Below are 20,166 nucleotides of genomic sequence, written 5' to 3' on the forward strand. Positions count from 1 at the left end.
TGAGTGCATCATAATTTGTGCTTTTTTCTCTGTTGAGAAACTGTTATGCTGTGGAAAATCAGTATAATCTCGTAATATTATTGTTAAGTTATGGAACCAGTAACATTAACAGCCGTAGGAACTGCGATCGCTACTATAGTTTTAACTAAGGCTTTAGAAAAAACAGGCGAAAAGCTGGGAGAAGCAGCATTAGAAAAAAGTAACGAGTTAATCGCCAAGCTACGCCAGAAAAATAAGCTGCCCCTGTTAGCCAATACGTCACAGGAAGACACACAGCAGCCGTTAGATTATGGTCAAGCTGTGCTGGAGTTGAAAGCAGCAGCCGATAAAGATACCGAAATTGCTCAATCGGTGCGGGAAGTAGAAGCGACAATCAATCAAGATAAATCCCCCAAGGCTGAGGAAATTCAAAAATTAGCCGCAGAAATTCAAGCGCAGCCAGCAATTGTGAATAACTTTGCCAAGTTAGCAGAAAGTATCCAAGCTGAAAAAGGGGCAATGGTTGCCCAACAAATCACAATTGGGGAACAGCACAACACATACAACTGACTACAGTCGCCCGGACAGGAACGGGTAAAGTCAAATCCTGAAATACCGCAAAATTTACCCCTGAGTGGGGTGGTGAAATTTGTGGGACGTGATGAAGAATTGCAACAACTCCATAAACTTTTGCAGGAAAATAACCAAGTAGCCATTGCAGCTATTTTGGGAATGGGTGGACTGGGTAAAACAGAACTCGCCTTGCAATATGCCATGACTCAGCGCGAAAACTACAAAGGTGGACTGTGCTGGTTACAGGCGAAAGTTGAGGATTTTGGCGTTCAAGTGGTGCGGTTTGCCAGAACTCAGCTTGATTTAAAGCCACCAGAAGAATTTGATTTACCTGCACAAGTACAATACTGCTGGCGGAACTGGCGTGAGGGTAATGTGCTGCTGGTGGTGGATGATCTCACAGATTACCAGCAAATCAGACCTTACCTACAGGGCGCATCTTCCAGATTTAAAGTGTTGATGACTACCCGCAAAAAGTTGGGTGCAGGTATCAAGCAATTATCTTTAGATGTATTACAACCAGATGCAGCGTTAGAGTTGTTACGGTCTTTGCTGGCAGAAACACCAGGGCGAATTGAGAAAGAATTAGATGTAGCAAAACAGTTGTGCGAATGGCTGGGGTATTTGCCTTTGGGTTTAGAGTTGGTGGGGCGATATCTGGCGCGAAAACCGGATTTGTCCCTATCGGAAATTATGGGGCAATTAAAGCAAAAGCGACTAGAACAACCTGCAACTGTCAGCCCAGAAGCAGATATGACAGCACAACGGGGAATAAAAGCCGCCTTTGAGTTGAGTTGGCAGGAATTAGCAGAGGATGATAAGTTATTAGGCTGTTTACTCAGTTTATTTGCAGCTGCACCGATACCCTGGGATTTGGTGCAACAAGTTGAGGCGAAAAGGCGCAAAAGCTGGTTTTTGAGTTTTATATCCCGACTCACCAACGCCACACATCACCTACCAGAGAAAGATAAGGATGAGTTAGAAAAAATCCGGGATGATAAGTTATTGAATCTGCATTTACTCCAGCACAAAGGTGAGGGAATCTATCAACTACATCCATTGCTGCGGGAATTTTTCCAATCTAAGCTTACAGGTTTAGACAGGGCAAAGGAATTTAAGCGATTGCTTTCTCAAGTAATGATAGAAGTGTTCCAAAACATTATTAAAACTAAGACACTTGATCAAAGTAACACTTTTTCCCTCGCCATACCTCATTTAGTGGTAGTAGAAAATAATTTATCAGTCGCCACTAGCCTCAACAACTTGGCATTACTCTACAAATCCCAAGGACGCTACGACCAAGCCGAACCCCTGTATCTCCAAGCTTTAGAACTCAGACAACGCCTGCTGGGAGACAATCATCCCAATGTCACCACTAGCCTCGGCGACTTGGCATTTCTCTACTATTCCCAAGGAAAGTACGACCAAGCCGAACCCCTGTTTCTCCAATCTTTAGAATTCTATAAACGCCTGCGGGGAGACAATCATCCCGATGTCGCCACTAGCCTCAACAACTTAGCATTACTCTACAAATCCCAAGGACGCTACGACCAAGCCGAACCCCTGTTTCTCCAATCTTTAGAATTCTATAAACGCCTGCGGGGAGACAATCATCCCGATGTCGCCTCCAGCCTCAACAACTTAGCATTACTCTACGAATCCCAAGGACGCTACGACCAAGCCGAACCCCTGTATCTCCAAGCTTTAGAACTCTATAAACGCCTGCTGGGAGACAATCATCCCCATGTCGCCATGAGCCTCAACAACTTGGCAGCACTCTACGATTCCCAAGGAAAGTACGACCAAGCCGAACCCCTGCATCTCCAAGCTTTAGAACTCTATAAACGCCTGCTGGGAGACAATCATCCCGATGTCGCCATGAGCCTCAACAACTTGGCAGCACTCTACGATTCCCAAGGAAAGTACGACCAAGCCGAACCCCTGTATCTCCAAGCTTTAGAACTCTATAAACGCCTGCTGGGAGACAATCATCCCGATGTCGCCATGAGCCTCAACAACTTGGCATCACTCTACCACACTCAAGGAAAGTACGACCAAGCCGAACCCCTGTATCTCCAAGCTTTAGAACTCTATAAACGCCTACTGGGAGACAATCATCCCGATGTCGCCACCAGCCTCAACAACTTAGCATTACTCTACGAATCCCAAGGACGCTACGACCAAGCCGAACCCCTGTATCTCCAAGCTTTAGAACTCAGACAACGCCTGCTGGGAGACAATCATCCCTCAGTCGCCACTAGCCTCAACAACTTGGCAAATCTCTACCGCACCCAAGGAAAGGACGACCAAGCCGAACCCCTCTATCTCCAAGCTTTAGAACTGTTGAAACGCCTGCTGGGAGACAATCATCCCTCAGTCGCCACTAGCCTCAACAACTTGGCAAATCTCTACGAATCCCAAGGAAAGTACGACCAAGCCGAACCCCTGCATCTCCAAGCTTTAGAACTCAATAAACACCTGCTGGGAGACAATCATCCCCTTGTCGCCACCAGCCTCAACAACTTGGCAAATCTCTACCATTCCCAAGAAAAGTACGACCAAGCCGAACCCCTGTATCTCCAAGCTTTAGAACTCAGACAACGCCTGCTGGGAGACAATCATCCCTCAGTCGCCACCAGCCTCAACAACTTGGCATATCTCTACAAATCCCAAGGACTCTACCAGCGAGCCGAATTTCTGTATTCCCAAGCTTTGAATATTTGGGAGCGAAGTTTAGGAGCAAATCATCCTAATACTGTGACTGTGCGTGAGAATTTAGCAATTTTACGCGATTCTCTCTAATGAGAACACGAAAATTTACCTTCCCAACCGCATCAATCAAGCTTTTATCTCCAAGTTTCCTGTTTTGAACACAAAGTTTCATGTTCAGAACCCGAACTTTCGTATTGCAAACGAGAATGTTCCTGTTTCCAACTAATACCAATTCGCAATTCGCAATTCGCAATGGACTAACGTCCCGCTACGCTAACGCAATTAAGAAAGTCAGATACCATCTGGTTTTCCAGCTTTACATCTGTTGCTTAATTTTAGAGTACCAAAAAATAAACTATCCCAAATAAATGCCTTACCCTTATTAGGGTGCGTCAGTATGAATAATCTCTTGGTATAGTTAGGTTTTCTCGAACTGACGCACCCTACTGACTGATTGTAACTGCGAATTGCGAATTGCGAATTGCGAATTGGTTTGACTATTGACCATCCTTCACTTCTTTGGCCAACGCCAATTGTAGCGATTCCACTCATACATACCTTGAATCTCATATTCAGTACCGTTGTAGAAACGCACAACACAGGTAGTAGAAGTATCTTCCTCCTGATGAACTTCATTAATCTGAATCACGATAGAAAGAAACCATTCGCGTTTGCAGGGGCCATTATCTTGCACCCATTCCCATAGGGCATTGGAAACTTCAATGCGATCGCCTATTCTGAGTTTTAAAGCATCCTCAAAATAGGCATACTTATCAAAGTGATACGACTCGACACGATTTAACCATTGCAAACCGTAGCGTTCTCGGATAAACTGCACCTTACCTGAGTCGTTGTTATTTAACCAATCGTTAAGTAACTGCACCTTCCAAGTCCGGTTTTGCTGTTCCTCTGTCTTGACAAACGCTAAGAATATTTCTAACTCCTGTGGAGTCAGTTCATCTAGAGGGTTAGGCGCGTCTGATTTGCCAGACTTAGATTGCTTGTAAATTTCCTCGACTAATTGTAGTAAAATTTCTTTTTGCCTATCAGTGAGAGGACAGCTGGCTGCATCACAACGATTAAAAGCTGCTAGCAAAGCTGTTGTTATCTCATCTGGTGTCATAAGTTAATACTAATCGAGAAGCTGATTTAATAATTATTACAAAAGTTAAATAGAAGTTTCTAGTTATTAGGGAGCAAGTTGTGGGGAATAGGTTATGGTTTACAGGGAACAGGGAACAGGGAACAGGGAACAGATGATAATAGTTGTTCTCTTCCAGTCCCCAATCCCCAATCCCCAATCCCCAATCCCCAATCCCTATCCCCAACGTTATAAAGTTTAGGTATGTTTCCTTGCTACCTTATACAGTTATGGAAAAGAAAATCCGCCTAGCACTCAATTTCAAATACTCAAGACTGATTACAACTATCTTGATGTCCTGTCTCATCGCATTGATTTCGTGGGTATGGACTCCTGTCGCTGTAGCGTTAACACAGATCAAACTCTCTGATTTATCTTATAAGGAGTGTCCAGCAGAATTGGCTCAAGGGGCTGTAACTAGTAGTGGTAGCGGGGCTGCTAATTGCTTTATTGTTACTGGTAAAGCCCAAAATAGCACTCGTAAAACTGTCTACGATGCAGATATTTATGGGCGCATTTATGATGCAAACAATGATGCCATATTACAAAATCGTTCCCGCCTTGGTTCTATTCCAGAAGTTCCCCCAGGAATCAGTGATTTTGAATTAAGAATTTCTGTACCTGCAATTCAACCTTTACCTTTAAAACTCAAGCAATTCAAAGCTTCTGGATTTAGCGCGCAGATTCGCAAATAATCTCAAATCCCAAAATTGAGAGACGTAGCACAAACTTAGTGGTGCTACGTCTCTAATACGTCTATTTGGGCTACTGACTAAAATCCCACTGCTGGCAATCTGCCGAGTGTTTCCAATAAACCACTGAGTAAATTTAGCACCACGAAAGCGAGGATGGGGGAAAAGTCCATACCACCCAAGGGAGGAATAATAGAACGAAATAGGTTGAGGTAGGGGTCTGTAACTTGGCTTAAAGCAGTAAATGGTTGGTTATACCAATTGATGCTGGGAAACCAAGTCAGTAAAACCCGAATAATCAACAGGTAGCTGTAAATAGTGACGAAAGTAACTAATGTATTAATCAGTAAAGGCATGGATGGGTTATTTTCCTATTAAGTGTCAAAAGCGGTCTTATTATAGATTTTAATTTAGTCTAGGTCATAGCATATGGATATCATAACCTTGGGGGTTAGGGATTGGGGATTGGGGATTGGGGACTGGGGATTGGGGACTGGGGATTGGGGACTGATGAATTCAAAATTCACGCATACTTTACGGGATCTTGCTACAAAATTCAAAATAAAAGATTCTGTTCCCTGTTCCCTGTTCCCTGTTCCCTAATGACTAATTAAGAATCTTGCTTGACGGAACGATCATTAACTGGTTGAGTAGAACCGCCGTTAACGTTCCCTAAATGCTTCCTGACTTCATCAATTGTGGCATTTAGCTGGGCGATTTTATCTTCTAGCGATCGCCTTGCGGTTTCCATCTCTATGCCTTCACTCTCAGAAGATAGCATCTGACGGCGTTTAGCAGGCACTTTTTGATTTTCTTTGGAATTATTGATCATTTCTGTGCCTTCTTCCACTATTTCCTCGTTCTGGCGGGTAGCAATGACAGCACCTAAAATTCCGCCCACCACGCCGCCAAATATCGCCCCTGCCAAAAAACCACTACCAAAACCATCACGCTGACTCATAACTTTATTCCCTTGAAGAAACACGGCTACTTTTAGATCATTTAAGTTATTTTCCTTCCCTAGCTGCATACTAGCTTATGTGCCGAAGATGCGATCGCCTGCATCTCCTAGTCCTGGTACAATAAACCCTTGATTATTGACCGTTTCATCAATTGTGGCAGTGTAAATTATTAGGTCAGGATAAACTTCACTCAATTTTTTTAATGCTGGTGGTGCAGCTACTACGCAAACAATCCGAATTAAAGCCGGATCAACACCCCGTCTCGTTAACTCAGACATCGCCATCATCATTGAACCACCCGTGGCTAACATCGGATCGGTAATCAACACCCTAGTTTGGGGGTGAAATTTTTCTGGCAACTTGTTCAGGTAACAGGAAGCGTCTAAAGTTTCCTCATTCCGCACCAAACCCAAGTGATAAATCGACGCTAAAGGTAGTATAGTTTGCGCCCCTTCTAATAAGCCTAAACCAGCCCGTAAAATCGGCACAACTGCCACAGGTATTTCTGGACTAACCACCGTCCCAGGGCAATTATCCAAAGGAGTTTGTACCACAATATCTTGTGTTGGCAACCATTCCCGCGCTGCTTCATAGGTTAACCAACGCCCTAACTCAGTCATCGCACTCCGAAACAAAACTGAAGGCGTAGCAGCATCACGGGCAACTGTCAGCCAGTGCTTGATTAAAGGATGGGGAGGAACATAAACACGCAGTTGTGCCGCCATACCTAAAAATAGCCTTTTTTATTCTATGAGAACTGAAACATCATCATACTCTTTCCTGGGCATTAGTCATTAAGGAATGGGGAATGGGGAATAGGGAATAGGGAATAGGGAATAGGGAATGGGGAATGGGGAATGGGGAATGGGGAACATTGTTCAACTAACTAATAACCCAATGCCCAATGCCCGATGCCCGATGCCCAATACCCAATGCCCAATGCCCAATGCCCAATGCCCAATGCCCGATGCCCAATGCCCAATGCCCAATGCCCAATGCCCAATACCCAGTCCCCAGTCCCCAGTCCCCAGTCCCCAATCCCCAATCCCCACCTATTGCAATAAATTTGCATTAACAGTTGACATCTATTCTCAACCAAGGTTATATTATCTATCAGTGTTCTCCTCTCTTTAAGGATCGGCAGACGGGATTAGCCGGCGGTAGCAGGCTCGTCCCTCTTTTTTGTTTGTTAAGAAACTTAAACAAAGTTCATCACGCACATTTTTATTTATTTTCCAGCAAGCTTCACCATATTCCATCAATGGCTGTGATCAACTCTTGATTATTTATCTAGACTTAAAAGCCAAACCACATATTTGGGATCATCCCTATTGGCTTTCAATAATAACGATTTCTGAAAATAATCATGATTTCTGCGGACAAAAGTAATATAAAATACGATTTTCTGCGTTAATTTTATTTACTTGCTGTTCCTATGACCTCAACTTTTAGGACTACCTCATCCCTTGATCATTCATTTGATGTCATTGTGATTGGATCTGGTATTGGTGGTTTAGTCACAGCTACCCAGCTAGCAGCAAAAGGTGCAAAAGTTTTGGTACTAGAAAGTTATGTCATTCCTGGCGGGAGTGCTGGCTACTTTGAACACGAAGGTTATCGCTTTGATGTGGGGGCCTCGATGATCTTTGGTTTAGGAAACAAAGGTACTACAAATCTCCTAACTCGCGCCCTCCAAGCAGTAAATATTAATCTGGAAAGTATTCCTGATCCCGTACAGATTCATTACCATCTACCACAAGGTTTAGACTTAAAAGTTGATCGGGATTATGACAAATTCTTGCAAAATCTTATTGCTTACTTTCCTCATGAAGCTAGAGGAATTCGTCGTTTTTATGACGAATGTTGGCGGGTATTTAATTGTCTCAACAAAATAGATTTACTGTCTCTAGAAGAACCTCGCTATCTCCTGCGGGTATTTCTGCAACAGCCTCTAGCTTGTCTTGGTTTAGCTAAGTATCTGCCTCAAAATGCTGGAGATGTTGCCCGACGTTATATTAAAGAACCCCAATTATTGAAATTTATCGATATGGAATGTTATTGCTGGTCTGTAGTCCCAGCCAGTATGACACCAATGATTAACGCTGGGATGGTGTTTTCTGACCGACATTATGGCGGTGTAAACTATCCCCAAGGTGGTGTAGGACAAATTGCTCAGGCTTTAGCACAGGGTTTAGAAAAAGCAGGCGGTAAAATTAAATACCAAGCCAAAGTTACGAAAATTCTTACCCAGAAAGGACGTGCAGTAGGTGTGCAGCTAGCCAGTGGCGAAACTTATGGGGGTAAACGCATAGTTTCTAATGCTACACGATGGGATACATTTGAAAAATTATTGCCAGTGGAGAAAGTACCACATAATGAGAAAAAATGGCAACAAAGATATCAAAAATCTCCCAGCTTTCTCAGCTTGCATATGGGGGTAAAAGATTCGGTTTTACCTGTGGGGACGGAGTGCCATCATATTATTTTGGAAGATTGGCAGGAGATGATGACACCGGAAGGTACTTTATTTGTGTCGATTCCCACATTGCTTGACCCAGATTTAGCTCCCAGGGGACATCATATCATTCATGCGTTCACGCCCCACTGGATTGATGATTGGCAGGGAATGTCTGCAAAAGAGTACGAAGCGAAGAAAGAAGCGGCGGCTTGGCGAATTATTGACAGATTAGAAAAGATTTTTCCGGGTTTAGATGCAGGTTTAGATTATTTGGAAGTGGGTACACCGCGCACTCATCGGCGTTTTTTGGGGCGTGTAGATGGGACTTATGGGCCGATACCCCGGCGTAAATTATGGGGATTAATAGGAATGCCCTTTAATCGTACATCTATTCCAGGGCTTTACTGCGTAGGGGATAGCACATTTCCGGGTCAGGGGTTAAATGCGGTGGCGTTTTCTGGGTTTGCTTGCGCCCATCGCATCGCAGTAGATTTGGGACTGTGAAATTAATTCAAAATTCAAAATTCAAAATTCAAAATTCAAAATTCAAAATTAAGGGTAGTAGGGTGTGTCAGTACAAATATTTTCTGGATATTTCCAGGTGATTTCTAACTGACGCACCCTACTAAAACTAATAAACCCAGTCCCCAGTCCCCAGTCCCTGTTAATTACGCATCGTTTAAAGCAGCGATACCGGGTAATACTTTGCCTTCGAGTAATTCTAAGCTAGCACCGCCACCGGTAGAGATGTGGCTCATTTGATCAGCCAAACCTACCTTTTCTACAGCCGCTACAGAGTCACCGCCACCGATGATGGTGGTTGTACCGGTTTTGCTGATTTCTGCTAGAGTATGAGCGATCGCTTCTGTACCTACAGCAAACTTATCAAACTCAAATACACCCATAGGCCCGTTCCAAATCACGGTTTTGCAATCAGCTAACGCTTCTTGGAAAACTTTCACAGAGTCAGGGCCGATATCCAAACCCATGCCATCAGCAGGAATATTTTCAATGCTGACGGTGGTAGCATTGGCATCGGGAGCAAATTTATCAGCAGATACGATATCTGTAGGTAACAAGAAGGTGACACCTTTTTCTTTAGCTTTAGCTTCCAAAGACTTCGCTAGTTCTAGTTTGTCTTCTTCTACCAGAGACTTACCAACATCCAGACCACGGGCTTTATAGAAGGTGAAAATCATCCCCCCACCGATGATGAGTTTGTCGCACTTCTCTAGCAAGGTTTCGATAACACCGATTTTGCTAGAAACCTTAGAACCGCCAATAATCGCAGCTAAAGGACGTTGGGGTTGTTCGATTGCGCTTTGCAGATACTGCAATTCTTTTTCAATCAAATAACCACCAACAGCCGGACTCAAATAATGAGTCACACCTTCAGTGGAAGCATGGGCGCGGTGTGCTGTTCCGAAAGCATCATTGACATAAAAATCAGCATTAGCTGCCAGTTTTTTAGCAAATTCTGGATCGTTTTTTTCTTCTTCTTTATAAAAACGGACGTTTTCTAACAACAGCACTTGGCCATTTTGTAAAGCAGCTACTTTTGCAGCTACATCATCACCGATACAGTCATCAGTTTTGACGACTTCTTGACCCAACAACTCAGACAGACGCTTTGCAACCGGGGTTAGGCGCAGTTTGTCGTCCACACCTTTGGGACGACCAAAATGGCTTGCTAGAATGACCTTAGCACCCTTCTGCGTTAAATCTTGAATGGTTGGTAGAGCGGCGCGAATGCGGGTATCATCTGTGATGTTACCTTGGTCATCCACAGGTACGTTGAAATCAACCCGCACAAAGGCGCGTTTACCGGAAATATCAGTCGCAGATAAACTTGCTAAAGTTTTTTTGGACACTGCCAAACCCTCCTGATTGCCTTTTTGTTATCGTTTTGAAAGTATCACCATCAAGATTTTACCGGAGTAGGGGGTGCTGAGGAGACATATATGTTCAAGACAGTATTATTTCCAATAGATCAAAGTCGGGAAGCACGGGAAGCTGCTGATGTTGTGGCTAATGTTGTGCAGCAATATGGTAGTCGCCTAGTGCTGTTGTCTGTGGTGGAAGAACCAGCTACCGATGAAGCGAAAGCTGACCCAATGGTGTCACCAGAGGCTGTAGCGAAACTTTTGGCTGATGCTCAAGCTTTATTTTCTGGGCAAGGTATTCCATCGGAAACTATAGAAAGACAGGGTAAGCCAGCCTTTACCATCTGTGATGTTGCCGATGAAATTGGGGCGAATTTAATTATTATGGGCTGTCGGGGTCTAGGTTTAACGGATGAGGGTGCAACGGATAGTGTAACTACTCGCGTGATTAACCTGTCGCCTTGTCCTGTGTTGATTGTGCCTTGAGATTGCTGAGTGGGGAGTGATGAGTGCTGAGTGGGGAGTGGGGAAAAAGAGACAAGGGAGACAAGGTAGACAAGGGAGGAGAAAAAATAATGACTGTTGACTGTTGACTATTGACTTCTTACCTAGTCACCTTGCATGGGGGAGATCCAAAAAACTAAAAGCCAGAGTATATGTAACGTTACTCTGGCTACTTAGGTCTAATAATAATATTCCGACAAAATTCTCTAGGCAGGAATGACTTGAGCTACTAGTGAACGTTTATCCAGCGACTGGACTTTACCAACTTGAGCTAAAGCAGTAACGATTTTCTCTAACAATTCTGCCGCCTGTTCACGATATTGGTGTTCTCGACCCCGTAAACGAATCACAAACTTGACTGAATCACCTTTACTCAACCATCCGGTAGCTTGTTCAATGCGTAAATTGTAATCAGCTACACCTACATTCGGACGAAGCCGAACTTCCTTGACTGTGGGTTTAGCACTGCGTCCCTGACGCTTTTTCTTTTGATACTGAAGCTTACCATAGTTGACAATCTTAGCAACTGGAGCATCTTTGCCTTCGGAGACTACAACTAGGTCAAGCTCTAGACTCTGTGCTAGCTCTAAAGCTTCACGTGTATCTATGAGTCCTCGGTTATTATTCTCATGGTCAATCAAGAAGACTTGATTTGACCTGATTTGTGAGTTAATTAGTTGCTTTTGGATTACGATAACGGTTTCTCTCGATAGATTAATGCTTGACTAGTGCAAGCACTGCCAATATAACACAACACTTGAGTAAAGTTTTGGTACAAACAATTAAGAAGGAGAAAGCGATCGCTCTTTCTCCCCCCTATTAATTGTTAAACTTTTTGCGCGCCTGGTTTGCCGTTTTCTACCACAAAGGACGCTAAGGTACTCACAGTAGCATTCTGGTCAAGAATACTAGAAACAGCACGATAATCACTCTGCCAATTATTTCTTGTCAATTTACACCGCACATAACCACGGTTAGCACCATCAAAGAATTTTGTATGGGGATTAGCAGGAACTGCGGCTTGTACTGGGGCAATAAAACTTGTGGGAAAATCGGAAGTGATGGAAGTACCGACAAACTCAGTACCTACTGTTGCTGACAGGGGATTATTAAAATCAGCTTTTAAATCAAATACCCAACTAGAATGGATATCGCCAGTAATGACTACAGGGTTGGATGGTTTGCGCTGTTCTAAGAAATTTAACAACCGTTGACGAGCTGCTACGTAACCATCCCATTGGTCAACGTTAAATAGTTGTACAGCAGGACTGGGGTTAAAATCAAACTGAGCTAATATAAGTTGCTGGGCAATAACATTCCAGCGTGCTTGTGATTTGTCTAGTCCTTGAAGTAACCAAGCTTCTTGTGCTGTACCCGTCATTGTCGCATTGGGATCTAAAGCTGCGGCGCACAGGGGTTTGAGTCCATCATTACAAGGTTGGTCTGTGCGGTACTGGCGGGTATCTAAAACGTTAAACTCGGCTAAATCACCAAAGGTAAACCTCCTATACAGCTGCATACTAGCTCCCCTTGGTAGCGAAGATAACCGCAATGGCATATGCTCATAATAAGCTTGGTAAGCATTGGCTCGTCGCTGTTCAAAGGCTGCTGGTGTTTGACTATCTTCAGGGATTAAGTTGGCGTAGTTGTTATCTACTTCGTGGTCATCCCAAGTGACTATCCAAGGGAAATTGGCATGAACTGCTTGTAAGTTTGCGTCGGTTCTGTACAAAGCATAACGGTTGCGGTAGTCAGCTAGGGTGATGATTTCTGGGCCAACGTGTTGCCTTGGTGCGCCAGCTTCCGGGCCATATTCATATATGTAATCACCTAGATGCACAACTAAATCTAGGTCTTCCTGCGCCATGTGTTTATAGGCTGTATAAAAGCCGTTTTGCCAGTCTTGACAAGAAGCAAAGGCAAAGTTGAGTTGGGAAGTTGAACTATAGATGGCGGGTGCTGTGCGGGTGCGACCGATGGGACTGACTTCGCTACCCACGGCGAATTGATACCAGTACCAACGGTTAGGTTCTAACCCCCGCACATCAATGTGGACAGAATGACCGAGTTGTGGTGTTGCTAAAACTGTGCCTTTTTGTACCACCTGTCTCATGTTTTCGTCTCGTGCAATTTGCCAACGCACAGGTACATTTACAGGTGGCATTCCGCCGCCATTTACGGGTTGTGGTGCGAGACGAGTCCATAAAACTACGCTATCGGGTAGAGGATCACCAGAAGCAACGCCTAACTTGAAGGGATAGTCAGAAAATCTTCCCCGCGCCATAACAGGCTGTAATTGGCTAGTTACGGCTAACCCTGTAAAGAAACTTGCACCCAGTAAAAAATTACGCCTTTTGAGTAGGCGATCGCTATTCATAAATTCCATACTCACCCCTACTAAGATTGAAATATAGTTGGCAAGCTGTCACCTGACTTGCAACCAAGCACACAGAACTTACCAACCTAGAATCAAAGCGGGATTAAGGAAATGTTAAGACAGTAGAAAATTGTGCTGTCTACTAATTACTTCAGGCAAGTTTTTAAACGTTGTGCCAATACTTGTACATGAGGTTCTAAAACAAATGAGTAATGATTTCCTGGCACATCAATAATATTGATTTCCTCTGCTGCCATCACAGAAAATAACTCTACCCAAACTAAGGTCGGGTCAGGAGCCATAATATGTTTTTCCTTAGCACGAAAAACAGTAACTTTGCCAGGATAAGGCTGTCTTTGATAGCTATAAGTAGCTTTTAAAGTCCCTACCAATACATCTAGAATGCGGCGATTCTTTTGACGTTCTACACCAGGCGGAAAGATTTTGGCTTTTCTGGCTTTATCGATAATGTAGTTAATTTTCTCCTCTAAAGCTAAATGCTCAATTTCTGTTGGTGTAACTAAATTATCTTGACCAAACATTCCCCCAAATACCCTAGAAAGCACACCCACTAAATAAACATCATCAATGGGTTTTTGTTTATCTAATAGAATGGGAACGTAAGAGTCAAGGATAGCTAACAAAGAAACTTCCTGTCCTTGTCTTTTTAATTGCTGTGCTACCTCATAGGCGACAACTCCGCCAAATGACCACCCACCTAATTGATAAGGCCCTTGGGGTTGAAATTCTCGGATAGTTTTAACATAGAGGCTAGCCATGTCTTCAACTTTAGTTAAAGGTTCTTCCTCCCCATAAAAACCTTGAGCTTGTAAGCCATAAAATGGGTGTTCGTTACCAATATAATGAGCTAATTTAAAATAGCAGAGAACATGACCACCGGCGGGATGAATACAAAAGAAAGGCTGATTAGTTCCTTGTGGTTGAATGGGAACTAAAGGGGAATAATGAATTTGGCTATCATTAGCTTGAATTACTGTAGCTAAATCTGTGATAATTGGATTTTTTAAAAGTGTTGCTAAGGAAATTTCTTTCTGGAAAATTTCCTCGATTTTGGCAATTAAATGTAATGCTTTGAGAGAATCGCCACCGAGAGCAAAAAAGTTATCTGTTACCCCAATTTGTGGTAAATTTAAAATCTCTGACCAAATTGTTACTAATTGTGATTCTACTTGATTGCGAGGAGCGATAAAATCACTGCTTTCCAAGAAGTGAGAAATATCCGGTTTGGGTAAAGCGTTTCTGTCTACCTTACCGCTAGGAGTGAGGGGTAAAGCTTCCAGCATTACAAAAGCGGCGGGAATCATGAAATCTGGTAATTTAGCTTTGAGAAAATCACGCAGGTGCTGAATTTTGGGTTTTTCTGAATTGTAGGTAATATAGGCGACGAGTTGTTTTTCTAAATTGCGATCGCTACGTGCAACAATCACAGCTTCTCTAACTTCTGGATGTAAAGCCAAGACATTTTCAATCTCGCCAATTTCAATGCGATAGCCGCGAATTTTGACTTGATAATCAACTCTACCTACATATTCAATATTACTATCAGGTAAATAACGCCCTAAATCACCAGTTTTATACAGACGTTCTGATGTAGATTTACTATGTCTAAATGGGTTAGGAATGAATTTTTCTTGAGTTAATTCGGGACGATTCCAATAACCACGCGCCACACCTACACCACCGATATAAATTTCCCCCACAACGCCAACATCAACAAGCCGTAAATCTTCATCAAGAATGTAAATTTGTGTGTTAGCAATGGGACGACCTATGGGTACAGTATTTAAGTTACTGTGTTTTTGACATTGCCAGAAAGTGACATCAATAGCAGCTTCAGTAGGGCCATAAAGATTATGTAATTCACAATTAAAATACTCAAAAAAGCGATTTTGCAAATCTACAGGTAAAGCTTCCCCACTACAAATTACTCTTCTAATGGAAGTACATTTTTCTACACCACGACTGGCTAAAAATAGCTGTAACATGGAAGGAACAAAATGCAGAGTCGTAATTTGCTCTTGAATAATTATATTAATCAGATAATTACTATCTCGATGTCCCCCAGGTTGAGCCATAACCAAGCGCGCACCCGTTAATAAAGTCCAGAAAAATTCCCAGACAGAAACATCAAAGCTAAAAGGAGTTTTTTGTAAAACACTATCTGTAGAATTGAGTTGATAGGTTTCTTGCATCCATAGCAAGCGATTACATATACCTTTGTGGGTGTTCATAGCACCCTTGGGTTTACCAGTAGAACCAGATGTATAGATGACATAGGCTAGATTCTCTGGTTGTATATCACTTTGAGGATTAGTATTGGGTTGGGTGGAAATTTTTTCCCATTCTGTATCTATATAAATAGTTTGAGTGTTATTTTCAGGAATTATATTCACTAACTTTTCTTGGGTTAGTAATACTTTAACCTGAGAATCTTCTACCATATAAGCTATACGTTCTTGGGGATATTCTGGGTCAATAGGTACGTAAGCACCACCGGCTTTAAGAATTCCCAATAAACTCACTACCATTTCTGAGGAACGTTCTAGACAAACACCTACTAATGTTTCTGGTTTAACGCCTAGCTTTTGTAGATAATGTGCTAGTTGATTGGCTCTAGAATTTAATTCTTGATATGTTAATTGTTGGTTTTTAAAGGTGACGGCTATGGCGTTGGGGGTGCGTTCTGCTTGTGCTGTAAATAGTTCGTGTAAGCCTTGAGATAGGTTGTAATCTCTGTGTGTAGCGTTGGGATTTATTGGTGTGATTTGCATTTTTGGATGAGGGGAAAACTTCGGTTAATGGCTGTATGGAATGGGGGGTAATTTACTCACGCAAAGGCGCAAAGGCGCAAAGAAGATAAGAAGAGATTAATTTTTCCTCTGCACCTCTGTCTTGAAAAGTTTCCTACGCCGGGAAACCCGGCTTCGAGGAACTTTTCGCTGCGTCTTTGCGTGAGATAAAACCTCTTAATCTCCCCCTAATTCGACTAATTTACCGATATTGAAATCTATCCTTGTCCAGCCTTTGAGTTGACGGAAATTGTTCAATAACAGCAGGGGAATTTGCCAGTGATGTACCATCAAGAATGGTAGGGGGTCATCTAGTTTTAAAATTGCATCTGTCCCGCGCCAAATGTTGTGTAACCATGTCTTCAATTGGGTGAAGGAACGAATTCCCGTCAACCGCCAAATTTCGTGATAAGTCCAATAGGTTGGTTTGCTAGTTGGTAATGGCTGTAAAGTTTCTGTCACAGAACCAATGTAAGCTTCTGCAACTAGGGGGTGGTTGTAGAAGGTGGTAATGGCGGAATGTGTGCGGGGGTTACACTCGATGGCGTATACTTTTCCGTCTTCAGCTTGGATGAAGTCAAAGGAAATTTGTCCTGTAAGTTTGAGTTCTTTGACGAAGTGTTTCACCCATTCCAAGATTTGCGGGTTTTCTACGTTCTCATAGTTGACTTGAAAGGCTGATGATTCACAGCAGCAGTGTAGTTTGATTTCTCCATCCCTGACTGTGCTGTGGGTGCAGAATTCTTTTCCTGGAATGAATTCTTGCATAATCCAGGGTTTTTCAGGACTGATGGGTAAATTTCTCACAAAAGCTGCTGTTTCCTCTGGAGTAGCGCAGGGGAGTTTGGTTAAGTCCAAACGCCTCACTGAGTCGTAGGGTATGCTTTTGAGGATGTATTTGCGAGTCTCGCCGGAAAAGTCGAAGTTGATGACTTGTTCGCCAGAGGTAATTTTAAAGGATTTGGGTACAGATAAACCAAGCGATCGCGCTTTCTCTGTCATTGCAAATTTGTCATCCAACATTTGGGTGATATCTGCATCAAAATGCAATACTTCGCAATGGGGAGATAATTTTGGTTTAGCGAGGGAGTCGTAATAACTCCCCACTGGACTGGTAACGGGGATATATACATCTATGTTTTCCCGTTTGACTATCTCCACTAAAGCCTTGATGTAAGCTTCTGGGTCTTTTTGGGGTGCGGGAGTTGTATAAAATTTATCTACCGCTTGGGAAAATCGATGACCAGTTAACCAGTATTTATGGGTTTCTACCAATACTACCCGGTGTCCAGCCGCATGGAATGACCTTGCTAGTTGCAAAGCTTTGGTCATTTTTCCACCACTGATGAGGATGTTTTTGGGGTTGCTGGTTTTGCTGGTTTGGGGACGAAAAATCGCACCCACAACCAAATATATAAAAACGATCGCAGTATTAATTGGCAGTGCTAATAATAGCAAAGTCAAAGTCAGAATGTTTTGGATAATTGCGGCTATTTTCGTCTCTAAACCTAAAGACGGCGTAGCAGGTGAGGAGTCAAATGAAATAGATTGTGCCATAGTTTAAACTCGGCGGATAATCGTCAAACCATCGCGCAGGGGAAGTAAAACCTGTTCGACACGAGTATCTAAAGCCACGGCGCGATTAAAGTCAGCAATAGCTTGACCGTTAACACTGCGCTTTGTTGGAGGTAAATACACTTCCCCCTGTAGGAGTGTGTTATCAACACAAATAAAGCCTTGCGGTGCTAACAAATTGGTATCTAACAGCATTTCTAGATAAGCTGTGTACTCTTTTTTATCGGCATCAATAAATACCAAGTCAAAGGTTTCTCCAGCCGTGGCTAATTTCTCTAGAGTTGCTAAAGCTGCACCTAATTCCACACGTATCTTTTCCCCGTGAGGAGATTGGTTAAAAGCCTTTTGTGCAACTTCCGCCGCATAAGGATCTACCTCACAAGCTACCAATACCCCATCCTCTGGTAAAGCTTCCGCCATTGCTAAGGCTGAATAACCCGTGAACATCCCAATTTCTAGAACTCTCCGCGCTTTAGTCATATGAACAAACATCTTCAGAGTCTGTCCTTCAATATGACCAGAAAGCATTTCCTGTTCTAGAGGACGCACCGTCGCACCTACTGTAAAATGCTCACCCCAAGCCTCTTTTGCAGTTATCTTGGCGAGTGCTGCTAAAGCCTCTGATTCTGGGGTAGTACATTCCTCTAGATAAGGGTCAATACCTGCGGCTAACTCCCAAGCTTGGGTAATCTCAGCTACCAAATCAGCAGATAAATCTTGATGCTGGTTAGCTTGTTTGACAATAGCCTCTAACTTCTTAGTTAAGATTCCCAAGGGTGTAACAGGTCTAGCTGTCGCTATGTCTATCAAATTCGTCATAATTACTCTAACTCCGCGTACCTCTGCGTTTACCTCAGCGAACCTCCGCGTTTAAACTCATCACTTCCCTACCACACTCCCTACCAGTTCCTTCTGACTGCTGAGAGGATACATATCTACACCCTCACCACCACGGGGATATTTGCTGCAAAGTTCCTTATGTTCAGCTAAAGCTGCGGCTGCTTCTGCTTTGGTGAAGTCATTGACAAAGAAACATTCACCGATAGGTCTTGGCATGGCGGCTCTCAATAAACCGTCTCTAGTTAAAGTGATAGACTCAGTAGCACGCCATAATAACTCTTCGTCCAATAGGGGATGGTCTAGTGCTAGACCTATACGACTCATCAATCCTAAAATGCGATCGCGCTCTTGAATAGTAATGTAGCCTCTCCGTGCAGCGATTGTGGCTGACAAAGCCATATCAATATTCACAGCATGACCGTGGAACATGGGTATATGTGGCGCGAGTTCCAAGGTTGGACTCCAGGTGTGACCATAAGCAATTACTCTATCTAGGTCTAACTCGTGGAGGTTGGGGACTTCTAATTCCAACATCTTTTTGATGGCTTTGTAGGTCAGTTGATGCGCTACTTCTTGAATTTCTGGTGTAGCGTCAAGATTGCCGAAATGAGTATGTAGTAAGTCTTCGCCGTACTTCTCCAACAATTCAAATACTTCTTTGTGTCCTACTACAGCGATTTTGACTAACTCCGCCATTCCGTTGCGTACTTGGTCTGTAGGTAAAGTACCCAGCAAGGAGAAGTCTAAGAAAACTTTGCGGGAAGCGTGATACGCACCCAAGCGGTTTTTCAGCTTTTTATGGTTGACTGCAACTTTAATCGCCACACTAGCATCAATTAAGCCAATTAAGGTAGTAGGAATACGGATGTAGTTACTACTGCGGCGGTATGTAGAACAAGCAAAACCGACCACATCCGTTACTAAACCGCCACCCACCACTAATACTGGTTCTTTGCGGACTAATTTGAAATCTGCAAAGATATCAATCACTTGCTCAAAAGTGTGAATGGTTTTATTGGGTTCGGTAATAGTGATGGGAACGAGTGTCAAATCAATCCCGTGATACTGGAAATATTTTTCTATCTGTGTACTGTAGAGACGACTAACATTAGCATCTACCACAGCTAAACAGCGTCCAAAATCCTTGTAAACATCTGCCAATTCGGAGTTTCTTAGTTGAAAAACTCCATCTACATAAACTAAATCATATTCAATTTTTTCATAGCCTTCTACATGAAAAGCTGTGTTTGTAGCTTCCAGTTTACTTTGAACTATGCTCATATTTATGTCCTTTCACTACAAAAAATAACTTGTTTTATTGCTTGACAATTATTCATGAAGTCAGCAGCAGACATCACACTGAAGTTGATGAATGAAATAGTGTGATAAAGAAACTTTTGGTGATGACCTTAACTTAAATTATGCTTAAGCGACGCGCCAAACACTTACAGCACAATCATTAAATCATTTATATGATGATGTTAAGTTTCGGTTAATTTGGTGTCTCTTGTAAGTCTGAGCAGAAAAACTACATGAATCGCCTGCTATTTTAGTGGTGAGATACTGAAATTGAGCTAAATACAATAGCCGTCAGTATCACATTCTGTGAACGAGATTTGTAGCAGTCACAATGACACTACAAACTTTTTAATATTTTCTT

At 42.8% G+C, this 20,166-nt stretch carries 17 protein-coding genes; 6 read left to right on the plus strand and 11 right to left on the minus strand.

Going from position 1 to position 20,166, the window contains the following annotated elements:
* The first annotated feature begins 90 nt into the window (after positions 1–90).
* Both ACQFX9_RS00520 and ACQFX9_RS00525 read left to right on the plus strand, forming a co-directional pair.
* Positions 91–549 (plus strand): hypothetical protein, encoded by a 459-nt coding sequence (locus ACQFX9_RS00520; RefSeq protein WP_427160229.1) that lies wholly within the window; start codon positions 91–93, stop codon positions 547–549.
* Positions 550–621: 72 nt separating this feature from the next.
* A complete protein-coding gene (locus tag ACQFX9_RS00525) occupies positions 622–3,354 on the plus strand; it encodes a tetratricopeptide repeat protein (protein ID WP_427163046.1) in 2,733 nt (910 codons plus the stop codon).
* 421 nt (positions 3,355–3,775) lie between these two features.
* On the opposite strand, the gene ACQFX9_RS00530 is transcribed toward ACQFX9_RS00525, so the two are convergent.
* The gene (locus tag ACQFX9_RS00530) at positions 3,776–4,387 is read right to left on the minus strand and encodes a hypothetical protein (protein WP_427160230.1); all 612 of its coding nucleotides are present in this window, start codon (positions 4,385–4,387) and stop codon (positions 3,776–3,778) included.
* Positions 4,388–4,635: 248 nt separating this feature from the next.
* On the opposite strand from ACQFX9_RS00530, the gene ACQFX9_RS00535 reads away from it, so the two are divergent.
* Complete coding sequence (locus ACQFX9_RS00535; RefSeq protein WP_427160231.1) at positions 4,636–5,100, plus strand: biotin carboxylase; 465 nt, start codon at positions 4,636–4,638, stop codon at positions 5,098–5,100.
* Positions 5,101–5,177: 77 nt separating this feature from the next.
* On the opposite strand, the gene ACQFX9_RS00540 is transcribed toward ACQFX9_RS00535, so the two are convergent.
* From ACQFX9_RS00540 to upp, 3 genes are all read right to left on the minus strand, one after another.
* Positions 5,178–5,453: a YggT family protein gene (locus ACQFX9_RS00540; protein WP_427160232.1), complete on the minus strand. Its 276-nt coding sequence runs from the start codon at positions 5,451–5,453 to the stop codon at positions 5,178–5,180.
* 254 nt (positions 5,454–5,707) lie between these two features.
* Entirely contained in the window at positions 5,708–6,058 is a 351-nt protein-coding gene (locus ACQFX9_RS00545; protein ID WP_427160233.1) for a hypothetical protein, read from the minus strand.
* 75 nt (positions 6,059–6,133) lie between these two features.
* Positions 6,134–6,784 carry a uracil phosphoribosyltransferase gene (gene upp, locus ACQFX9_RS00550; protein ID WP_427160234.1) on the minus strand — a complete coding sequence of 217 codons (651 nt, stop codon included), beginning with the start codon at positions 6,782–6,784 and terminating at the stop codon, positions 6,134–6,136.
* Between the two features lie 186 nt (positions 6,785–6,970).
* On the opposite strand from upp, the gene ACQFX9_RS00555 reads away from it, so the two are divergent.
* Both ACQFX9_RS00555 and crtH read left to right on the plus strand, forming a co-directional pair.
* Complete coding sequence (locus tag ACQFX9_RS00555) at positions 6,971–7,123, plus strand: hypothetical protein (RefSeq protein WP_427160235.1); 153 nt, start codon at positions 6,971–6,973, stop codon at positions 7,121–7,123.
* Between the two features lie 371 nt (positions 7,124–7,494).
* Positions 7,495–9,021 carry a carotenoid isomerase gene (gene crtH / locus ACQFX9_RS00560; RefSeq protein ID WP_427160236.1) on the plus strand — a complete coding sequence of 509 codons (1,527 nt, stop codon included), beginning with the start codon at positions 7,495–7,497 and terminating at the stop codon, positions 9,019–9,021.
* A 164-nt stretch (positions 9,022–9,185) separates the two neighbouring features.
* Here the strand turns inward: crtH and ACQFX9_RS00565 are convergent, their stop codons facing one another.
* Complete coding sequence (locus tag ACQFX9_RS00565; protein ID WP_427160237.1) at positions 9,186–10,388, minus strand: phosphoglycerate kinase; 1,203 nt, start codon at positions 10,386–10,388, stop codon at positions 9,186–9,188.
* A gap of 90 nt (positions 10,389–10,478) precedes the next feature.
* Here ACQFX9_RS00565 and ACQFX9_RS00570 point away from each other — a divergent pair, with 90 nt between their 5' ends.
* Entirely contained in the window at positions 10,479–10,886 is a 408-nt protein-coding gene (locus tag ACQFX9_RS00570) for a universal stress protein (protein ID WP_427160238.1), read from the plus strand.
* 224 nt (positions 10,887–11,110) lie between these two features.
* Here the strand turns inward: ACQFX9_RS00570 and infC are convergent, their stop codons facing one another.
* The 6 genes from infC to ACQFX9_RS00600 form a co-directional block, all read right to left on the minus strand.
* Complete coding sequence (infC, locus tag ACQFX9_RS00575; RefSeq protein ID WP_427160239.1) at positions 11,111–11,545, minus strand: translation initiation factor IF-3; 435 nt, start codon at positions 11,543–11,545, stop codon at positions 11,111–11,113.
* A gap of 185 nt (positions 11,546–11,730) precedes the next feature.
* Positions 11,731–13,290, minus strand: a complete 1,560-nt coding sequence (locus ACQFX9_RS00580; protein WP_427160240.1) for an alkaline phosphatase D family protein — start codon at positions 13,288–13,290, stop codon at positions 11,731–11,733.
* A gap of 137 nt (positions 13,291–13,427) precedes the next feature.
* Entirely contained in the window at positions 13,428–16,073 is a 2,646-nt protein-coding gene (locus tag ACQFX9_RS00585) for an amino acid adenylation domain-containing protein (RefSeq protein ID WP_427160241.1), read from the minus strand.
* Between the two features lie 195 nt (positions 16,074–16,268).
* On the minus strand, positions 16,269–17,648 hold the full coding sequence (locus tag ACQFX9_RS00590; RefSeq protein WP_427160242.1) for an ATP-grasp domain-containing protein: 1,380 nt from the start codon (positions 17,646–17,648) through the stop codon (positions 16,269–16,271).
* Positions 17,649–17,651: 3 nt separating this feature from the next.
* A complete protein-coding gene (locus ACQFX9_RS00595) occupies positions 17,652–18,485 on the minus strand; it encodes an O-methyltransferase (RefSeq protein WP_427160243.1) in 834 nt (277 codons plus the stop codon).
* A 60-nt stretch (positions 18,486–18,545) separates the two neighbouring features.
* Complete coding sequence (locus tag ACQFX9_RS00600) at positions 18,546–19,787, minus strand: sedoheptulose 7-phosphate cyclase (RefSeq protein WP_427160244.1); 1,242 nt, start codon at positions 19,785–19,787, stop codon at positions 18,546–18,548.
* Positions 19,788–20,166 lie beyond the last annotated feature (379 nt).

This window comes from Aliinostoc sp. HNIBRCY26, from assembly GCF_050235535.1.
In the GTDB taxonomy this organism is placed as follows: Bacteria; Cyanobacteriota; Cyanobacteriia; order Cyanobacteriales; family Nostocaceae; genus Trichormus.